Consider the following 16,452-nt stretch of genomic DNA (forward strand, 5'->3'; position numbering starts at 1 on the left):
GGATAGGCTGACGCACCATGAGCACGAGCACCGCTTTCGAGGACCTGCTGCGCGCCAACGAGGAGTATGCCTCCACGCACGCCGAGGAGCTCCAGGGCTTCGACGGGGTGGCGCACGCCGGTGTCGCCATCGTCACCTGCATGGACTCCCGGATCGAGCCGCTGCAGATGCTCGGCCTGACCCACGGCGACGCCAAGATCTTCCGCAACCCCGGTGGTCGCGTGACCGATGCCGCGCTGGAGGCACTGGTCCTGGGGGTCCACCTGCTCGGGGTCGAGCGCATCCTCGTCGTGCCGCACACCCGGTGCGCCATGACGACGAAGAGCGAGAACGAGCTGCGCGAGACCATCTCCGAGCTCACCGGCATCGACGCGTGGTTCCAGCGTTTCCACGTCGTGCCGGACCAGCAGGCCGTCCTCGCCGAGGACGTGCACCGGGTCACCTCGCACCCGCTCATCCAGGGGCGGGTCGAGGTCGGTGGGTTCCTCTACGACGTCGACACCGGCCGGCTGACCCAGCTGGTCTGAGCCCGTGCTGAGCGCCCTGTCGCTGGCGCCGTTGACGCTGGCCGCGCTGCTCGGCTGGTCCGGGGCGGTCAAGCTGCGCCAGCCCGCCGCCACGGCCGCCATGGTGCGCGAGCTGCGGCTGCCCCGCTGGTGCGCTCCCGCCGCGGTCTCCCGCGTCCTGCCCTGGGCGGAGCTGGGCACCGCGGCGCTGCTGCTCACCCCCTGGACCTGGACGTATGCCGTCGGCGCCGGCGCGGCGCTCGCGCTCTGCACCGCCTTCCTCGTGGTCGTGGCCCGGGCCATGGGCTTCCGACCCCGACCGGTCTGCGCCTGCTTCGGCCGGGTGGGCCACCACCACATCTCCGCCCGCACCGTCGTGCGCAACGCCGCGCTCGTCGGACTGGCCGCCCTCGCGGTCGGCATCGCCGTGGCAGGATCCAGCACCGGGCGCCTCGTGGCGTCCTACCGGGGTGCGGACTGGGTGTGGCTGGGGCTGGCGGTCGCGCTGGCAGCCCTCACCGCGGCCGCGGTGGCGGGCGGCGGCCCTGACACCGACCTCCGGCCCTCCTCGACCCCTGGTCCCGCCTCCCCGGACCGGAGCACCCTGCTGCACTCCCCCCTCGTCGCCGCCGACCTGGAGACCACGACGCTCCTGACCCTGGTGCTGCCGCGTCCCCAGCTCGTGGTGGGGGTCGACTGCTGGTGCGGGTCCACCTTCGCCGTCCTGCAGCGGCTGCCCGACTGGCGCGGGCGGGCGCCGTGGCTCGGTGTGCACCTGGTGCACACGCGTCCGCCCTTCGCCGAGCCGCGCACCCGGGGCCTGACGGACCTGTGGTGGGACCCGGACGGCCGGCTCGTGGCCGCCCTCGGCGCCGGCCCGGGGCCGTGCGCCGTCCTGGTCGACGAGAGCGGCGTGCTGGACGGCCCGGTCACCGGTGTGGAGCAGATCGAGCGCCTGGTGGACTACAGCGCGAGCCGCTCGCGCACGACCTGAGCCAGCCGGTCGGCATACTCCGCCGCCCGCTCCTGCGTGTCCGCCTCGACCATGACCCGCACGACGGGCTCGGTGCCGGACTTGCGCAGGAGCACCCGTCCCTGCTCGCCGAGCTGGGTCTCGATGTCGCGCACGGCGGCGGTGACCCCCTCGTCCTGCTCGACCCGGTCCTTGTCGACGCCCTTGACGTTGACCAGGATCTGCGGCAGCCGCGTCATGACGCCGGCCAGGTCGTGCAGCGCCTGGCCGGAGGACACGACCCGCTGCGCCAGCGCGAGGGCGGTGAGCACGCCGTCCCCCGTCGTGCCGTGCTCGAGCATGATGACGTGCCCGGACTGCTCCCCGCCGAGGGAGTACCCCTTCGCACGCATCTCCTCGAGCACGTAGCGATCCCCCACCGCGGTCTGGACGACCGTGATCCCCTCGCGCTCCATGGCCTGGATCAGCCCCAGGTTGCTCATGACCGTGGCGACGAGGGTGTCGTCGCGCAGCTCGCCCCGGTCGTGCAGGCTGAGCGCGAGGATGGCCATGATCTGGTCCCCGTCGATCTGCGCGCCGCGGGCGTCGACCGCGAGGCAGCGGTCGGCGTCCCCGTCGAAGGCCACACCCATGTCGGCGCCGCGCAGGCGGACCGCCTCCTGCAGCTGGTCGAGATGGGTGGACCCGGCTCCGTCGTTGATGTTGAGACCGTTGGGGTCGGCGCCGATGAGGTCGACGGTCGCCCCGGCCCGACGGAAGACCTCCGGACCCACCTCCGAGGCGGCCCCGTGCGCCGCGTCGATCACGATGCGCAGGCCGTCCAACCGTCCCGGCGCCGCGGCGAGCAGGTGCTCGATGTAGAACTCGGCCCCGACCTGGAAGGGCCGGATGCGTCCCACCCCGGCCCCCGTGGGGCGCTGCCAGTCGCCACCCATCCGCTCGGAGATGCGGTCCTCGATCTCGTCCGCGAGCTTGTGCCCGCCGCGGGCGAAGAACTTCAGACCGTTGTCCGGCATGGCGTTGTGCGACGCCGAGAGCATGGCGCCCATCTCGGCGTTCATACGTTGGGTCAGGAAGGCGATGGCCGGGGTCGGCAGGACCCCGGCGTCCAGCACGTCGACGCCCGCCGAGGCGAGACCGGCCATGACCGCGGCCGACAGGAACTCCCCCGAGGCCCGTGGGTCGCGGCCCACGACCGCCGTGGCCCGGTTGCCGCCGTAGACGCTCTGCCCGCCCAGCTCGTGCGCGACCGCGACCGAGAGGTCCAGCGCCAGCTCGGCGGTGATGTCCTTGTTGGCCAGACCGCGCACCCCGTCGGTGCCGAAGAGCCGTCCCATACGTCGTCCTTGTCCTCGTCCTCGTCCTCGTCGTCGTCCCGTGCGGGCCGACACGGCAGTATGCCGCACCGGCGCCCCCAGGGACGCCGACGGCCCGCCGGGAGCCGTGCTCCGGGCGGGCCGTGCGGGCCGACGGGACGGTCGGTCGACCGGCCCGGCAGGCTCAGCGCTTGCTGTACTGCGGCGCCTTGCGCGCCTTCTTCAGACCGGCCTTCTTGCGCTCGGGGACGCGCGCGTCGCGCGTGAGCAGCCCGGCGCGCTTGAGCGCCGGCCGGTTGAGCTCGGAGTCCACGCCGTTGAGCGATCGGGCCACGCCGAGACGCACAGCGCCGGCCTGGCCGGAGGGGCCACCGCCGTGCACGCGCACGAGGACGTCGTAGGCGCCGTCGAGCTCCAGCAGGGTCAGCGCCTCCGCGGCGATCTGCTGGTGCACCTTGTTGGGGAAGTACTCCGCGAGGGTGCGGCCGTTGATGCGCCACTGGCCGCTGCCCGGGACGATCCGCACGCGGGCCACGGCCTGCTTGCGGCGGCCGGTGCCGGCGCCGGGGGCCGAGGCGCTCGGGCGCTCGGCGGTCGTGCCCTCCGCGCCGGGGGCCGACTCGGTGGTGTACTCGGAGACGGCGTTCTCGTCGAAGTCGCCGTCGGTGGTGTCGATGTCGTTGACAGTCATGGGTCCTTCGGCTTCCTTACTGGGCGACCTGGGAGATCTCGAACGGGACGGGCTTCTGGGCGGCGTGCGGGTGGTTGTCGCCCGCGTAGACCTTCAGCTTGGAGAGCATCTGCCGACCGAGCGAGTTCTTCGGGAGCATGCCGCGCACGGCCTTCTCCACGGCCCGGGTCGGGTGCTTGTCGAGCATCTGCTCATAGCTCTGCGCCTTGAGGCCGCCCGGGTAGCCGGAGTGGCGGTAGGCCTTCTTCTGCTCCAGCTTGGAGCCGGTGAGGGCCACCTTGTCGGCGTTGACGATGATGACGAAGTCACCGGTGTCGACGTGCGGGGCGAAGATCGTCTTGTGCTTGCCGCGCAGCAGCGTCGCGGTCTGTGACGCGAGCCGGCCGAGCACGACGTCGGTGGCGTCGATCACGTGCCAGGCACGGGTGACGTCACCGGCCTTCGGGGAGTAGGTGCGCATTCGCCTACCTTCTTTGCGGAGTCGGGTTCTGGGCAACTGTTCCAGTCTACCGACGCGCGGGACCCCACCCAAACCGATCATCGTCGCAGGTCAGAGTGGGTATGCCCGGCCCACGACCGCGTCATACAGCACCTTTGTGCACAGAGATTGTGCATACTCAGCGGCGCTCGAGTAGCCTCGTCGTCGTCGAGAGGAGCACGCCCGTGCCCATCCTGCCCCCACTGCGTCGTCGCGAGCCCGAGCGCCGCGGCGTCGAGTCCCCCGCCCCCGCGGCCACCCCGGCGGCCCCGACCCCGTGGCCCCGGGCGGTGGTCGTGCTCCTGGGCGTCGCGCTGGCCTTCGCCGTGCTCCTCGGCCTGCACCAGCTCCGGGACTACGTCGCCCCCGTCTTCCTCGCCCTCAACCTGGTCCTCGCCGCCGCCCCGCTGCAGCGCTGGCTGGTCGGGCTGAAGGTCCCCGGACCGCTGGCCGCGGTGACCACCGGCGCGGCGATCTTCGCCTTCCTCATCGGCTTCTTCACCGCCCTGGGCTGGTCTGCCGCGGCGATGGTCGAGGAGCTGAGCTCGCGCGAGTACCGCCAGCGCTACACCGAGCTCTACACCCAGGCGGTCACCTTCCTCGAGGGCTACGGGCTGCAGCAGGACACCCTGACCGAGCAGCTCGAGTCGGCGCTGGACCCGAGCCGCATCATCGGGGCGCTCGGCGGGGTGCTGAGCAACCTCACCGGCATCCTGGGTCTGCTGACGACCACCGCCATCGTCATCTTCTTCCTCATGATCGACACGATGAGCGCCGGCCGGCGGCTCTCGCTCGTCAAGGACCAGCACCCCGACGTGGCGCACGCCCTGGTGAGCTTCGCCCGCGCGTCCGGCGCTACTGGGTCGTCACGACGATCTTCGGGCTCGTCGTGGCGCTGCTCGATGTCATCGCGCTGGTCTGGCTCGGCGTTCCGCTGGCCCTGGCCTGGGGCGTGCTGTCCTTCCTCACCAACTACATCCCCAACATCGGCTTCGTCATCGGGCTGGTGCCCCCGGCCGTCGTCGCGCTGCTGGCCAACGGGCCGGTCAACGCCTTGCTGGTGGTCGTCGTCTACAGCGTGCTCAACTTCGTGGTCCAGTCCCTCATCCAGCCCAAGTTCACCGGCGACGCCGTGGGCGTGACGCCGACGATCACCTTCATCTCGCTGGTCGTGTGGGCCTGGGTGCTGGGCCCGGTCGGTGCGCTGCTCGCCCTCCCGGCGACGCTGCTGGTCAAGGCTGTCCTCATCGACGCCGACCCGGCCGCACGCTGGGTCAACGCCTTCCTCGCCTCCAACCCGGACACGGCGCGGGCGGAGAACACGCGGGAGAGCTTCGAGCAGGGGACCTGAGATGGCGCAGTCGTCGGCGCTGCGCACCTTGGCGCACCCGCTGCGCAGCAGGCTCCTGGCCGAGCTGCGGGTGCACGGCCGTGCGACCGGCACCGAGCTGGCGGCCGCGCTGGGCACCCACACGGGTGCGACGTCCTACCACCTGCGCCGGCTGGCCGAGGTCGGGCTCGTGGAGGACACGGGCACGGGCACGGGACGCCGACGGGTGTGGCAGGCGGTCGAGGACCCCGGACCGGGCGCGACGGACGCGGAGCCCGAGCCGTTGGACGAGGACGACGCCCAGGCCGCCGACTGGCTCGCCCTGGACTACCTCGCCCACTTCGGCGACCGGGCCCGCCACTGGCTGGTCGCCCAGCAGGACTGGGACCCGATCTGGCAGCGGACCTGCGGGCTGGAGGACCACACGGTGCAGGTGACGACCGAGCAGCTCACGGCCATGCGGGCCGAGCTGCTCGAGGTGCTCGACCGCTACCGCCGCGTGGGCCAGGGCAACCCGGTCGCCAAGCGGGTCGTCGTCTACACCTGCGCGCTGCCGGTGGACCCCCGCTCGACGGGTGGGCCGGGTGAGCTCCCCACCCGCTAGCGACGTGCGGGACGCACGAGGACCGTGGCGGTGAGCCCCGGCACCACCACCTGACCCTGCCCGGCGCGCCACCGCGTGGCCTTGACCACCTCGTCGGCACCGTCCCGCAGGACGGACGAGAGCTCCCAGTGCTGCCCGGCCAGCTCGCTGATCTCGATCTCGACGGTGCCGACCGCGGCGTTGAGGACGACCAGCAGGCCGTCCTCGCCACGCCAGGACCCCGCGCACCGGCGTCCGTCGACGAGCATCACCACCCGGTCGGCGGCGCCCTGGCCGCTGCCCGAGACGGGGAAGGACACGGCATGCTCCACCGCCGCCGCCGAGCCCAGCCGCAGCAGCGGGTGACGCTCCCGCAGCCGCAGCAGGTCCAGCGCCCGGTCTCGCGCGCCCTGCATGTCCTCCCTGCTCGGCACCAGCGACGGGTCCGCCAGCAGCGGCCGCATGACGTCCCAGCGGGGACCGTTGTCCGGCTCGGGGGGCAGCCCGCGCGCGAAGCCGTTGTCGCGCAGGCCCGGGTCGTAGTGGTTGAACCAGTCGCCCGAGGCATAGCTGTTGCGGTCCAGGCTCTTGCTCCGCAGCAGCTCGGCCCCGGCGTGCCAGAAGCTGAGGCCCTGCGACAGGGTCACCGTCGCGAGCGCCAGCGTGTTGCGCCGCACCCGCTCGGCCATGCTCGTCCCCGGCGGCAGCTTGAGCAGGAGGGTGTCCCACAGCGTCTCGTTGTCGTGCGCGTCGACGTAGTTGACGCACTCCTCCGGCGAGGCGGCATACCCTGCCGGCGAGCCGCCGTAGGGCACCTGCTCGCCGCGCACCACCTCTCCCGTCTCCTGGCTGCGCAGCACGATGCCCCGCAACCCACCGGCCAGCCCCACCTGCAGCAGATCGGTATGCCGGGGGTCCGCTCCCCCGGTCGCGAAGCCGAGGCCGGACCGCGGGTCGGCGTCGTGCACGCTGCCGCCCCGGACGGCGTCCCGCAGCCGGTCGTTGAAGGTGCCGATCCCGGTGCCGTCCAGCTCCCCCTGGCTCGCCTGGCGGAAGCGTGCGCCGTGCGCGACCTCGCCGAAGTCCCAGCCCTCGCCGTAGAGGTGCACGGCGCTGCCGTCGACCCCGTGCTCCGCCACCGTCAGGGCGTCCAGCGCGTCGCGCACCGCCTCCAGGTTGTCCCGGGAGTGGTGCCCCATGAGGTCGAAGCGGAAGCCGTCCACCCGGTAGTGCCGCACCCAGAGGACGCAGCCGTCGACCATGAGCTTGCCGGCCATGGCGTGCTCGGTCGCGAGGTTCTGGCAGCAGGTCGAGGTCTCGACGTGACCCTCCTCGTCGAGCCGGTGGTAGTAGCCGGGGACGACGCGGTCCAGCACCGAGGCGCGGTGCAGCCCGGAGTCGGTGGTGTGGTTGTAGACCTGGTCCAGCACCACGCGCAGGCCCAGCTCGTGCAGCCCGGCCACCATCGTGCGGAACTGCGCGGTCCGGGCTCCGCCGTGCGCCTGCCCGGGATTGGTGGTGTAGGACCCCTCGGGCGCGAGGAAGTGCCAGGGGTCGTAGCCCCAGTTGAAGGCGTCGCGCAGCGCGTGCGCGCGCACCCGGCGCTGCTGCTCGGGGCTGTCCGGCGGCAGCGCCGCGAGCGCCTGCACCGGCTCGTGCGCCCGCTGCGCCGGGTCCTCCGGCACCGAGGTGAGGTCGTAGGTCGGCAGCAGGTGCACCGAGGTCAGACCGGCCTGCGCCAGCCGCCGCAGGTGCCGCCGCCCGAGCCCGTCGGCGGCGAAGGCCAGGTATGACCCGCGCTCGGCCGGCGACACCTGCGGGTCGTCCCGGGAGAAGTCGCGGACGTGCAGCTCGTAGATCGCCTGGTCGACCGCGCGGACCGGCGCGGGCGTCGGCGCGTCGGTCCACCGCCGCGGGGCGTGCGACGGGTCCTCGAGGTCGACCAGCACCGAGTGCCTCGAGTCCAGCGACAGCCCGACCGACCACGGGTCGGTGCTGCGGACCTGCCGGCGCTCGCCGGTGCGGGGCAGGACGTGGTCGAGCTCGAGGACGTAGCAGCGCTCGGCCCACGCCGTCGTGCCCGTGACGGTCCAGGTGCCGTCCGGCTCCCGGTCCATCGGCACCCGCATCGGCTCGCCGGCCGGCGACCAGGCACGCTCCCGCCCCGGCTCGGGCCGCCCCTCCCACAGCAGCAGGTGGACGCCCCGCGCGGTGGGCGCCCAGACCCTGACGGTCGGCACCCGGGGGAACGGCTCACCGGGCGGCCCCTGCCAGCTCACCCCGAGCTCCCGGCTCGCGGCGGACGAGGCATACAGGTCGTCCAGCACCCCGGGCACCTGCAGCGAGGTGGCGACCCGCAGCGCGCCACCCCCGTCGCGACCGAGCAGCGCGACCTGACCGGTCAGGATCTCCTCGACGCGGCCGACGTCCTCGTCCGCGAGGTGCAGCGCGTGGTATGCCGCGAGGTGCGGCCACCGGCGCGCCGCCGGGTCCGGCAGCGCCCCGGCACCGAGGACGAGCCGCGCCGACCCCGGCGGCGCCTGCGGGTCGAGCCCTCCCTCCGGCGCCAGCGCCAGCTCCCAGCTCAGCTCCGCCACCGCGGTGCCCTGCGGCGCCGCGGTGGCGGGGACGGCGAGGAGGTCACGGGTCAGCCAGTGCGCGCGGGCGCGCAGCAGATCGAGATGGTCCACGCGGCCCATCCTGCCTGCCGCGTCAGGGCTGGACGAAGACCGCCACGGTCCGGGCCGGCACCTGGGCGGTGCCGGTGGCCGCGTCCCACGTGGCCTCCTGGACCACGGGGTCGGCGCCGTCCGCCTGCACCGGCGAGAGCTCCAGATCGGCACCCTCGAGACCGGGCACCACCTGGTCGACCGGCTCGGCGCCGGCGTTGAAGACGACGACCAGGCCGTCCAGCTCCGGGTCGACGTCCGCGCCGACCGTGTCGTCCACCCGCATGACGACGACCTGCTCGTCACCCTGCTCCGTCCCGGAGACCGGGAAGGTGAGCTTGGCCTCGATGAGCTCGGCGTCGCCGAGCCGGAAGAGCTCGGTGGAGGAGCGCAGCCGCAGCAGGTCGGCGGCCATCGCGGAGGCCTGCTCGATGTCGGCCGGCTCGGGCGCCAGCGCCGGGTCGGCCAGGAGGGGCTGCATGAGGCCCCACTTGTCCTCGTTGTCCGCCGCCGGCGGCAGGCCCCGGCCGAAGCCGTTCTCGGTCATGGTGAAGTCCAGCAGGTTGAACCAGTCGCCGCTGTTGTAGGAGTTGCGGTCCAGGCTCTTGCTGCGCAGCAGGTCGGCGCCACCGTGCCAGAAGCTGATCGACTGCGACAGCGTCGTGGTGGACAGGGCGAGGGTGTTCATCCGCACCCGGTCCGCCATCGGCAGGTCCTGCGGCAGCTTGAAGGTGAGGGCGTCGAAGATCGTCTCGTTGTCGTGGGCGTCCACGTAGTTGACGACCTCATCCGGGTCCTCCGCGTAGCCGGCGGGCGAGCCGTTGTAGTCGACCTGCTCGCCGGTCACCACCTCACCGGTCTCCTGGCTGCGCAGCTCGAAGCCCCGCAGGTTGCCGGCGAGGCCGACCTGCACCAGGTCGGTGTCGTTGCCGCTGGTGCCACCCGTCGCGAAGCCCTTCTCCGCACCCGGGTCCTCGTCGAAGGGTCCGCCACCGCGGACGCCGTCGCGCAGCCGGTCGTTGAAGGTGCCGATCGAGGTGCCGTCGAGCTGGCCCTGCGTGGCCTGGTAGAACCGGGCGTTGTCGGCCACCTCGCCGAAGTTCCACCCCTCGCCGTAGAGCGTGACCTGCGAGCCGTCGACGCCGTCGCGGCGGACGGTGAGCTCGTCCAGCGCGGCACGCACCGCCTGCATGTTGTCCCGGCTGTGGTGACCCATGAGGTCGAAGCGGAAGCCGTCGACCTTGTAGTCCCGCGCCCAGACGACCACCGCGTCCACCATGAGCTTCTCGGCCATGGCTTGCTCGGTCGCGATGTTCTCGCAGCAGGTCGAGGTCTCCACGTCACCGACGGCGTTGAGCCGGTGGTAGTAGCCGGGCACGACCTTGTCGAGGACGCTCTTGCTCCCCTGGCCCGACTGGGCGGTGTGGTTGAACACCTGGTCCAGGACGACGCGGAGACCGGACTCGTGCAGCCCGCCGACCATCGTCCGGAACTCGGCCACCCGGGCACCGCCCTGGGCCGCCTGCGTCGTCGAGGCGTAGGAGCCCTCGGGCGCCATGAAGTGCCACGGGTCGTAGCCTCAGTTAAAGGCGTCCGCGTCGGCCTGCGCCATGACGCACTCCTGCTGCTCGGCGCTGTCCGGCGGGAGCGAGTCGAGGTCGCAGTCCGGCTGCGGCACCGCGTCCGCGTCGGCGGTCGTCTCCGGGATCGAGGCGATGTCGAAGGTCGGGAGCAGGTGCACGGTGTTCATCCCCGCCTCGGCGAGCGCCTCCAGGTGGCGGCGGCCGTAGCCGTCCTCGGCAAAGGCCAGGTAGGAGCCGCGCAGCTCGGCCGGCACGTCCGGGTCGGCCATCGAGAAGTCGCGCACGTGCAGCTCGTAGATCGTCTGGTCGACCTCGTCCTCGAGCGCCGGCGCCTCCGCCCGCTGCCAGACCCGCGGCTGCCACTGCCGGTCGTCCAGGTCGACCAGCACCGAGCGCTCGCTGTCGAGGGTGAGGGCGACCGAGTACGGGTCGGTGACCCGGTTGGTCTCCACCGCCCCGGTCTCCGGCACGAAGACGTCGACCTCGAAGAGGTACTCGCGACCCGTCCAGGACCTCTTCCCCTTGATCTCCCAGCTGCCGTCCTTGAGCCGGCGCAGGGACGACTCCTGGGGGTCACCCTGGCCGCCCTCGGGCCAGGTCAGCAGCCGCACGTCCTGGGCGGTCGGGGCCCACAGCCGCAGGGTCGGGTTCGGGCCGCGCCAGCTCACGCCGAGCGCGGTGTCGGCGGCCCGCTCGGCATACAGGTCGTCGAGGACGCCCGGGACCTGGACCCCGGTCGCGTCGGCCAGCCGGCCGAGGTCGTCGTACATCGCGACGGCCACCTGTCCGGTGAGGATGTCCCCGGCGGCCCGGGCGCTGCGCCGGTCCAGCCGCAGGGCGAGGTAGCCCTCGAGGTGCGGGAAGTCCTCGAGCACCTCCTCAGGAAGCCCGTCCGGGTCGAGGGTCAGCGGCGAGGAGTCACCTCCGGTGACGGCCTCGGCATCGATCCCCAGCCCGCCGTCGACGGACCAGTGGAGCCGCCAGTCGCGCAGCACGGCGTCCTCGACCCCCTCTGCGGGCCACGCCACCAGGTCCTCGCGCACCCAGTAGGCGCGCTGCGAGCCGAGGTCCGGCGCCACGCCCGCCTCGGACGTCGTCACGCTCAGCACGTGCGTCTCCAGGTCGTAGCTGAAGGTCGTCCGCACCCCGTCGGAAGGCACGGAGAAGCCGATGTTGGCGCCGTCCCGCTCGCCGCCCTCGCCGTAGTTCTCGTCCCAGGACAGGCCGTGCGCCACCTTGAGCTCGTAGGTGCCGGCCGGGATCGCGGTGGTGGCATAGGTATACGTGCCGTCGCCGTCCGGGTCGATGAGCCAGGGGGCCATGCAGGAGGGGTCCCAGTCGCCGGGGCAGCCCAGCTCGCTCTGCATGGAGCCGGGAGCGGTGATGATCGGGCCCTCCGCGTCGGAGGTCACGTAGTGGCGGGCGTGCTCGTAGTAGAAGCTCACCGGCCCGCCATCGGCGGTGTAGCCGATGTTGGCACCTCCGGGTGCTCCGCCGGCGCCGTAGCTCTCGTCCCAGGAGCGGTCGATCGCAGCCTTGTACTCGTAGTCGCCGGCCGGGATCGTGCCGGCGTCGTAGGTCCCCTTCCAGACGGTGTCCTTCGCGTCCAGCGTGAGCTGCGCCTGGTCGCAGTCCGGCTGCCAGTCGCCCGAGCAGCCCATGGCGGCGTTGTGGCTACCGGGCACGCTGACCGCGTCCGGCTGCTCGACCGGGCCGATGGGGTCCACCCCACCACCGCCGCCCCCGCCGCTGCCGGCCTCGCCGACGATGCCGTAGCTGGAGGAGGCCGAGACGTTGCCGGAGTGGTCCTGCAGGATCGCCCGGTACTCCAGCAGGGTGCCGTCCGGCAGACCGGTGACGTCGTGGAAGACACGGTAGGGCGCGTTGTCGTCGGTGCCGAGCACCGACCACTCCTGCACACCGACGGGGCGGTAGGCGAAGGTCACCTGCGCGAAGACGTTCTCCGGCACCGCGGCACCGATCTCGGCGCGCCGCCCACGACCCCGCCGGCCGCCGGGCTGGTCATCGCGACCGACGGTGCCTCACGACGCCCGCGCAGGTCTTTCTCGGCCCGGTAGACCTCGACGGACAGCGGGTCCACGTCGAGGGTGAGACGGCCTTCGGACCCGGTGATGAACCGGCCCCGCTCGCCGTAGATGGCGCGGAACATCGTGCGGGAGCCGTAGGTCGACAGGGAGGCCTGCTGGGGCTCGTCGGAGTTGTTGGCCACGACGAGGTACTCGACCTGCTCCTCGGCGTCGATCCGGGAGAAGGCGTAGATCCCGGCCTCGTTGCTCGCGTAGCGGTGGATCTGCGCCCCGTCGGCGAGCGCGGGGTTGGCCTCGACGAGGTCGCTGAGCGCCGCGATCTGCCGGTACAACGGGTGCCCGGTGTCGTAGCGGTCCCGCGCACCGGAGGGAGCGCCGATGACCGGCTCGTCGGCATACTGCTGCACCTGGGTCGCGAACATGTCCTGCCGCGCGTCCTTGTCGCCGCCGGCTCCGATGAAGCCCTGCTCGTCGCCGTAGTAGACGACCGGCTGCCCGCGGGTGAGGAACATCAGCGCGTTGGTCAGCTCGACCCGCCGCTGCAGGTCCTCCCCGGAGTGGTCCCCGGCCAGCATCATCGCCGCCCGGCCCATGTCGTGGTTGCCCGTGAAGGTCGGCAGCTGGTAGGCGTTGGAGTCGGTGTCGGTGTAGTAGTCGTCCTGCGCGTAGAACGTCCGCAGATCGGTGGTGGCGGCACCCGCGCGAAGGCGACCGAGCGCGCCTGGAAGCCGAAGTCGATGACGGCCTGGAGCTCACCCTCGGTGGGGAAGGTGGAGAGGTACTCCGGGTTGGAGTCGTAGACCTCGCCGAACATGAAGAAGTCCTCGTTGCCCTCACGCGCCGCCTCCAGCACCGCGGGCTGAACTCCTGCCAGAACTCCAGGTTGACGTGCTTGACGGTGTCGATCCGGAAACCGTCGATGCCCAGGTCGGCCCAGGTGGAGTAGATGTCGACCATGCCGTCGACCACCTCGGGGTTCTCGGTGAAGAGGTCGTCCAGGCCGACGAAGTCGCCGTACAGGCTGGACTCGCCGGCGAAGGTGGAGTCGCCGCGGTTGTGGTAGAGCGTGCGGTCGTTGAGCCAGCCCGGCGCACCTTCACCTCCGCGTCCTCCTCGGTGCGGAAGACGGGGGTGTAGGGGAAGGAGGTCTCGGGGTCCAGGAGCGGGAACGGCTTGTTGACGTAGTCGCGGTCGTCGAAGGCGTTGCCGGCCGCGTCGCGGTAGGGCTCGGTCTCCTTGTCGACGTAGCCGTACTCACCCTCGGCGTAGTCGATGACGTCCGCGGTGTGGTTGGTGATGATGTCGAAGTAGACCTTCATCCCCCGGTCGTGCGCCTCGTCGATGAGCGCCTCCATCTCCTCGTTCGTCCCGAGGTGGGGGTCGATCTGGGTGAAGTCGGTGACCCAGTAGCCGTGGTAGCCCGCGCTCGCGTCGGCCCCCGACCCCTGGACCGGTCGGTTCTTGAAGCTGGGAGTGAGCCAGATGGCGGTCGTCCCCAGGCCCTCGATGTAGTCCAGCCGGTCCTGGATCCCGGCGAGGTCGCCGCCGTGGAAGAAACCCTTGTCGGTCGGGTCGAAGCCGTGCTCCAGCCGGTCGCCCGCGATCTGGGCCGTGTCGTTGCTGGTGTCCCCGTTGGCGAAGCGGTCGGCCATGACGAAGTAGAACTGCTCGCGGGTCACCGGGGCGCGCAGGCTGTCCGCCGCGAGGGCGGCGTCCTGGTCCTCCTCACCTTCCGGGAGCACGGGCACGAGGCCCATCGCATCCGTCTCGTCGTCGAAGGAGAACTCGAGCGTGGCGGGCCCCTGGACCTCGAACGAGAGGTTCTGCTCGGGGTATGCCTCGTCCCACCCGCCGTCCAGCGCGACCTTGTACTCCCAGCGGCCCGCGGGCACCTCGAAGGTGCTGCGGTAGTGGGTACCGCTGCCCTCGACCGGAGCCAGCCGCGTGCTCTCGCACGCCGGCGCCCAGTCCTCGTCGCACCCCAGCTCGCTCTGCAGGTCACCCACCAGGGTGACGGTGCGGGCCTCGTCGGCCTCGGGTGCGGCCAGGGTGGCGGCCGGGAGCACGGCGGCCGCCGTGGTGGCGAGCAGGGTGGACCCGAGCACAGCAGCGAGAAGTCGACGCGTCATTGCGATCTCCAGGAGGGCAGGGATGTGGACCTGGCACTCAACCTAGGACCTGGCTGCGAGAAACACAACACTTCTTCGCAAGATCTTGCACGAACCGCTCAGGCCGGCACCGGCGTGCGCTCGAACGGCGAGGGAAAGGGGAAGCGGGAGTCCAGGAAGTCGCGCATCATCTCCTGCACCGCCGCCCGGGCCTCCTCCGGGGTGTCCAGGTCGTTGAGGCAGAAGGTGTCCACCGGTGGTCCGGCCTCGAGCCGGGCCAGCCGCTCCGCCGCGTCCGGCGCCCCGACGTCGACGTAGCGCATCGCGATGTCGGCCGGGACCGCCCGGCCGGTGAGCAGGGCGTAGTGGTGGTGCAGCGTCGCCGCGAAGCCGACGTCCGCGGGCGAGCGGAAGCGGGACCTGGTCGTGGCACCGACGGCCTCGGGGTAGGCCTGCTCCAGCTCCAGCATCACCTCCCGGATCTGGGGGTGCGGTGCGTGCTTGAACTTGTGCGTGATCCCCCGCCCGAAGGACTCGGCCAGGAGCGCCCGGACGTTCTTGCCGGCCGAGTTGGGGGCGACCTCCCCCGGGATGAGGTCACCCACCCCGAGCTGGAACGGCGAGAACGCCACCCGGGCGATCCCGTTGCCGTGGAAGAAGGTCTCCGCCGTGACGGGCCGCGCGAGGAAGACGTCGTCGTTGAGGTAGAGGTACCGGTCGGAGAGTCCGGCGATGTGGTGCAGCCGGGTGCCGATGGCGTGCGAGTTGAAGGTCGGGAGCGCGTCGTCGTCGAAGATGTCCTGGTGGTCCACGACGGTGATCCCCCGTGCCTCACGGTCCAGCCACCCCGGGACCTGGGCGTCGGTGACGACGTAGACGTGACGCACGAAGGGGGCATACATGTGCAGGGAGCGCAGGGAGTAGCGCAGCTCGTCGTGGCTGATGTACCGCGAGGCGTTCGCGGCGAGGCCTGCAGGCGCCTGGCCGCTGAACCGGGCGCGTCGCCGGGCGTGCTCGGGGTCGTCCCCGTCGACCCAGGTGTAGACGACGTCGACGGGAAAGGTGACCTCGTCGGCCAGCGTCCAGGCGAACGGCTCGTAGGTCGGGCGGGACCGACCCCCGATCGACACGGTCGTGCGCTGCTGCGCCGAGGGTGGCAGGACGTCTGCGACCAGGTTGGGGCGGGGTGCGACCAACGAGACGTCCCTCACCTCCGGAGGTGTCTGGCACCGCAACCGGGCCACCCGCTCCGGTCCGTCCGCCGCCTCCGTCAGCCGCGCCCCCTCCTGCCAGAACTCCACGTCACAGCCGTACTCCAGCCCGGCCAGCAGGCGGCCGGTCGGCGAGACCAGCGGTTCGGCGAAGCGGATGACAGGCGCCCGCTTGATCCGGGCGTCCAGGGCACCGTCCGCGTAGGCGCTGCGCACCTGGGGCCGCCCCTCCCGCGCGGGTCGCAGCGCGTGCAGCGCGCTCATGGCGTGACGTTCGCGCATCGCCTCGAGGACCGCGGCCCGGTGCGACTCGTGGACCCCCACGACCCGCCTCAGCCGCGAGCGGCCTCGGACCACGAAGTAGTCGATCCCGGCCGACTCCAGGACGTCCGCGACCAGTCCCAGGTTGCGATCGCCGGCCCTCGGGCGGTGAAGGCCACGACCTCCCGCCCCGGCCCCTGGAGGCCGTCGGCATCGATGATCCTGATCTGCGGGTCGGCAGCGCGCGCCGCGTCACGCCGCTCGGCGACCCGCCTGCGTCGGCGCTCCTGCCGGTCACGGCGCTCCCGCTCCTCCGTCTCACGCTCGGCGCGCTCGGCAGCCACCCGGCCCGCCTCGGCGCGACGGGCTCGGACCGCGCTCGGCAGCAGCCGGCGCACCGCACCGGGCAGCAGCTGGTCAGGCTGTGGCATCGAGACCTCCCCCGGGCTCAGGCACGACCGCGGGCAGGCCCACGACCGTAGATATGCGAAAGGGCCCACCTTGGGGGGGTGGGCCCTTTCGTTGAGTGGTGGTCCGGCGGTGTCCTACTCTCCCACACTGTTTCCAGTGCAGTACCATCGGCGCTGTCAGGCTTAGCTTCCGGGTTCGGAATGTGACCGGGCGTTTCCCTGACGCTATGACCGCCGTAACAATGTCGACCTCGGGTCAACCACGTGCTGGGTGGTTGCGGGTCG

At 72.1% G+C, this 16,452-nt stretch carries 10 protein-coding genes, 1 rRNA gene and 1 pseudogene; 4 read left to right on the forward strand and 8 right to left on the reverse strand.

Annotated features, from left to right (window positions below; translation table 11 throughout):
• Window positions 1–17 precede the first annotated feature (17 nt).
• A complete protein-coding gene (locus FU792_RS11750; protein ID WP_149814783.1) occupies window positions 18–527 on the forward strand; it encodes a beta-class carbonic anhydrase in 510 nt (169 codons plus the stop codon).
• A gap of 4 nt (window positions 528–531) precedes the next feature.
• The gene (locus FU792_RS11755; protein ID WP_022926245.1) at window positions 532–1,500 is read left to right on the forward strand and encodes a MauE/DoxX family redox-associated membrane protein; all 969 of its coding nucleotides are present in this window, start codon (window positions 532–534) and stop codon (window positions 1,498–1,500) included.
• On the opposite strand, the gene glmM is transcribed toward FU792_RS11755, so the two are convergent.
• The 3 genes from glmM to rplM all read right to left on the reverse strand — a co-directional run bounded on the left by glmM (window position 1,470) and on the right by rplM (window position 3,946).
• Complete coding sequence (gene glmM, locus FU792_RS11760; protein ID WP_022926246.1) at window positions 1,470–2,816, reverse strand: phosphoglucosamine mutase; 1,347 nt, start codon at window positions 2,814–2,816, stop codon at window positions 1,470–1,472. The genes FU792_RS11755 and glmM overlap by 31 nt on opposite strands.
• Window positions 2,817–2,979: 163 nt before the next feature.
• A complete protein-coding gene (gene rpsI, locus FU792_RS11765) occupies window positions 2,980–3,486 on the reverse strand; it encodes a 30S ribosomal protein S9 (RefSeq protein WP_022926247.1) in 507 nt (168 codons plus the stop codon).
• Window positions 3,487–3,502: 16 nt separating this feature from the next.
• Window positions 3,503–3,946, reverse strand: coding sequence for a 50S ribosomal protein L13 (rplM, locus tag FU792_RS11770; RefSeq protein ID WP_022926248.1), 444 nt, complete (start codon window positions 3,944–3,946; stop codon window positions 3,503–3,505).
• A gap of 907 nt (window positions 3,947–4,853) precedes the next feature.
• Here rplM and FU792_RS17990 point away from each other — a divergent pair.
• Together FU792_RS17990 and FU792_RS11780 are read left to right on the forward strand one after the other, a co-directional pair.
• Entirely contained in the window at window positions 4,854–5,315 is a 462-nt protein-coding gene (locus FU792_RS17990; RefSeq protein WP_238705979.1) for an AI-2E family transporter, read from the forward strand.
• A 1-nt stretch (window position 5,316) separates the two neighbouring features.
• Window positions 5,317–5,898: an ArsR/SmtB family transcription factor gene (locus FU792_RS11780; protein WP_022926250.1), complete on the forward strand. Its 582-nt coding sequence runs from the start codon at window positions 5,317–5,319 to the stop codon at window positions 5,896–5,898.
• Here FU792_RS11780 and pulA (FU792_RS11785) read toward each other — a convergent pair.
• The 5 genes and pseudogenes from pulA (FU792_RS11785) to rrf all read right to left on the reverse strand — a co-directional run bounded on the left by pulA (FU792_RS11785) (window position 5,895) and on the right by rrf (window position 16,406).
• Window positions 5,895–8,567, reverse strand: a complete 2,673-nt coding sequence (pulA, locus tag FU792_RS11785; RefSeq protein WP_022926251.1) for a pullulanase-type alpha-1,6-glucosidase — start codon at window positions 8,565–8,567, stop codon at window positions 5,895–5,897. The two genes, FU792_RS11780 and pulA (FU792_RS11785), sit on opposite strands and share 4 nt — an antisense overlap.
• A gap of 22 nt (window positions 8,568–8,589) precedes the next feature.
• A pseudogene (gene pulA / locus FU792_RS19270) lies at window positions 8,590–14,306 on the reverse strand (pullulanase-type alpha-1,6-glucosidase).
• Window positions 14,307–14,404: 98 nt separating this feature from the next.
• Window positions 14,405–15,820 carry a stealth family protein gene (locus tag FU792_RS11795; protein WP_202980377.1) on the reverse strand — a complete coding sequence of 472 codons (1,416 nt, stop codon included), beginning with the start codon at window positions 15,818–15,820 and terminating at the stop codon, window positions 14,405–14,407.
• A gap of 8 nt (window positions 15,821–15,828) precedes the next feature.
• Window positions 15,829–16,188 carry a hypothetical protein gene (locus tag FU792_RS17365; RefSeq protein ID WP_149814785.1) on the reverse strand — a complete coding sequence of 120 codons (360 nt, stop codon included), beginning with the start codon at window positions 16,186–16,188 and terminating at the stop codon, window positions 15,829–15,831.
• A gap of 101 nt (window positions 16,189–16,289) precedes the next feature.
• A 5S ribosomal RNA gene (rrf, locus tag FU792_RS11805) occupies window positions 16,290–16,406 on the reverse strand.
• Between the last annotated feature and the right edge of the window lie 46 nt (window positions 16,407–16,452).

The sequence above is a fragment of the Serinicoccus marinus DSM 15273 genome, assembly GCF_008386315.1.
Classification (GTDB): Bacteria; Actinomycetota; Actinomycetes; order Actinomycetales; family Dermatophilaceae; genus Ornithinicoccus; species Ornithinicoccus marinus.

Bases quoted from the DNA above. Each gene is read 5' to 3' on its own strand.
- FU792_RS11780 (WP_022926250.1), top strand. From the start codon at position 5,317: ATGGCGCAGTCGTCGGCGCTGCGCACCTTGGCGCACCCGCTGCGCAGC.
- FU792_RS11750 (WP_149814783.1), top strand. From the start codon at position 18: ATGAGCACGAGCACCGCTTTCGAGGACCTGCTGCGCGCCAACGAGGAG.
- glmM (WP_022926246.1), bottom strand. From the start codon at position 2,816: ATGGGACGGCTCTTCGGCACCGACGGGGTGCGCGGTCTGGCCAACAAG.
- FU792_RS17365 (WP_149814785.1), bottom strand. From the start codon at position 16,188: ATGCCACAGCCTGACCAGCTGCTGCCCGGTGCGGTGCGCCGGCTGCTG.
- rpsI (WP_022926247.1), bottom strand. From the start codon at position 3,486: ATGACTGTCAACGACATCGACACCACCGACGGCGACTTCGACGAGAAC.
- rplM (WP_022926248.1), bottom strand. From the start codon at position 3,946: ATGCGCACCTACTCCCCGAAGGCCGGTGACGTCACCCGTGCCTGGCAC.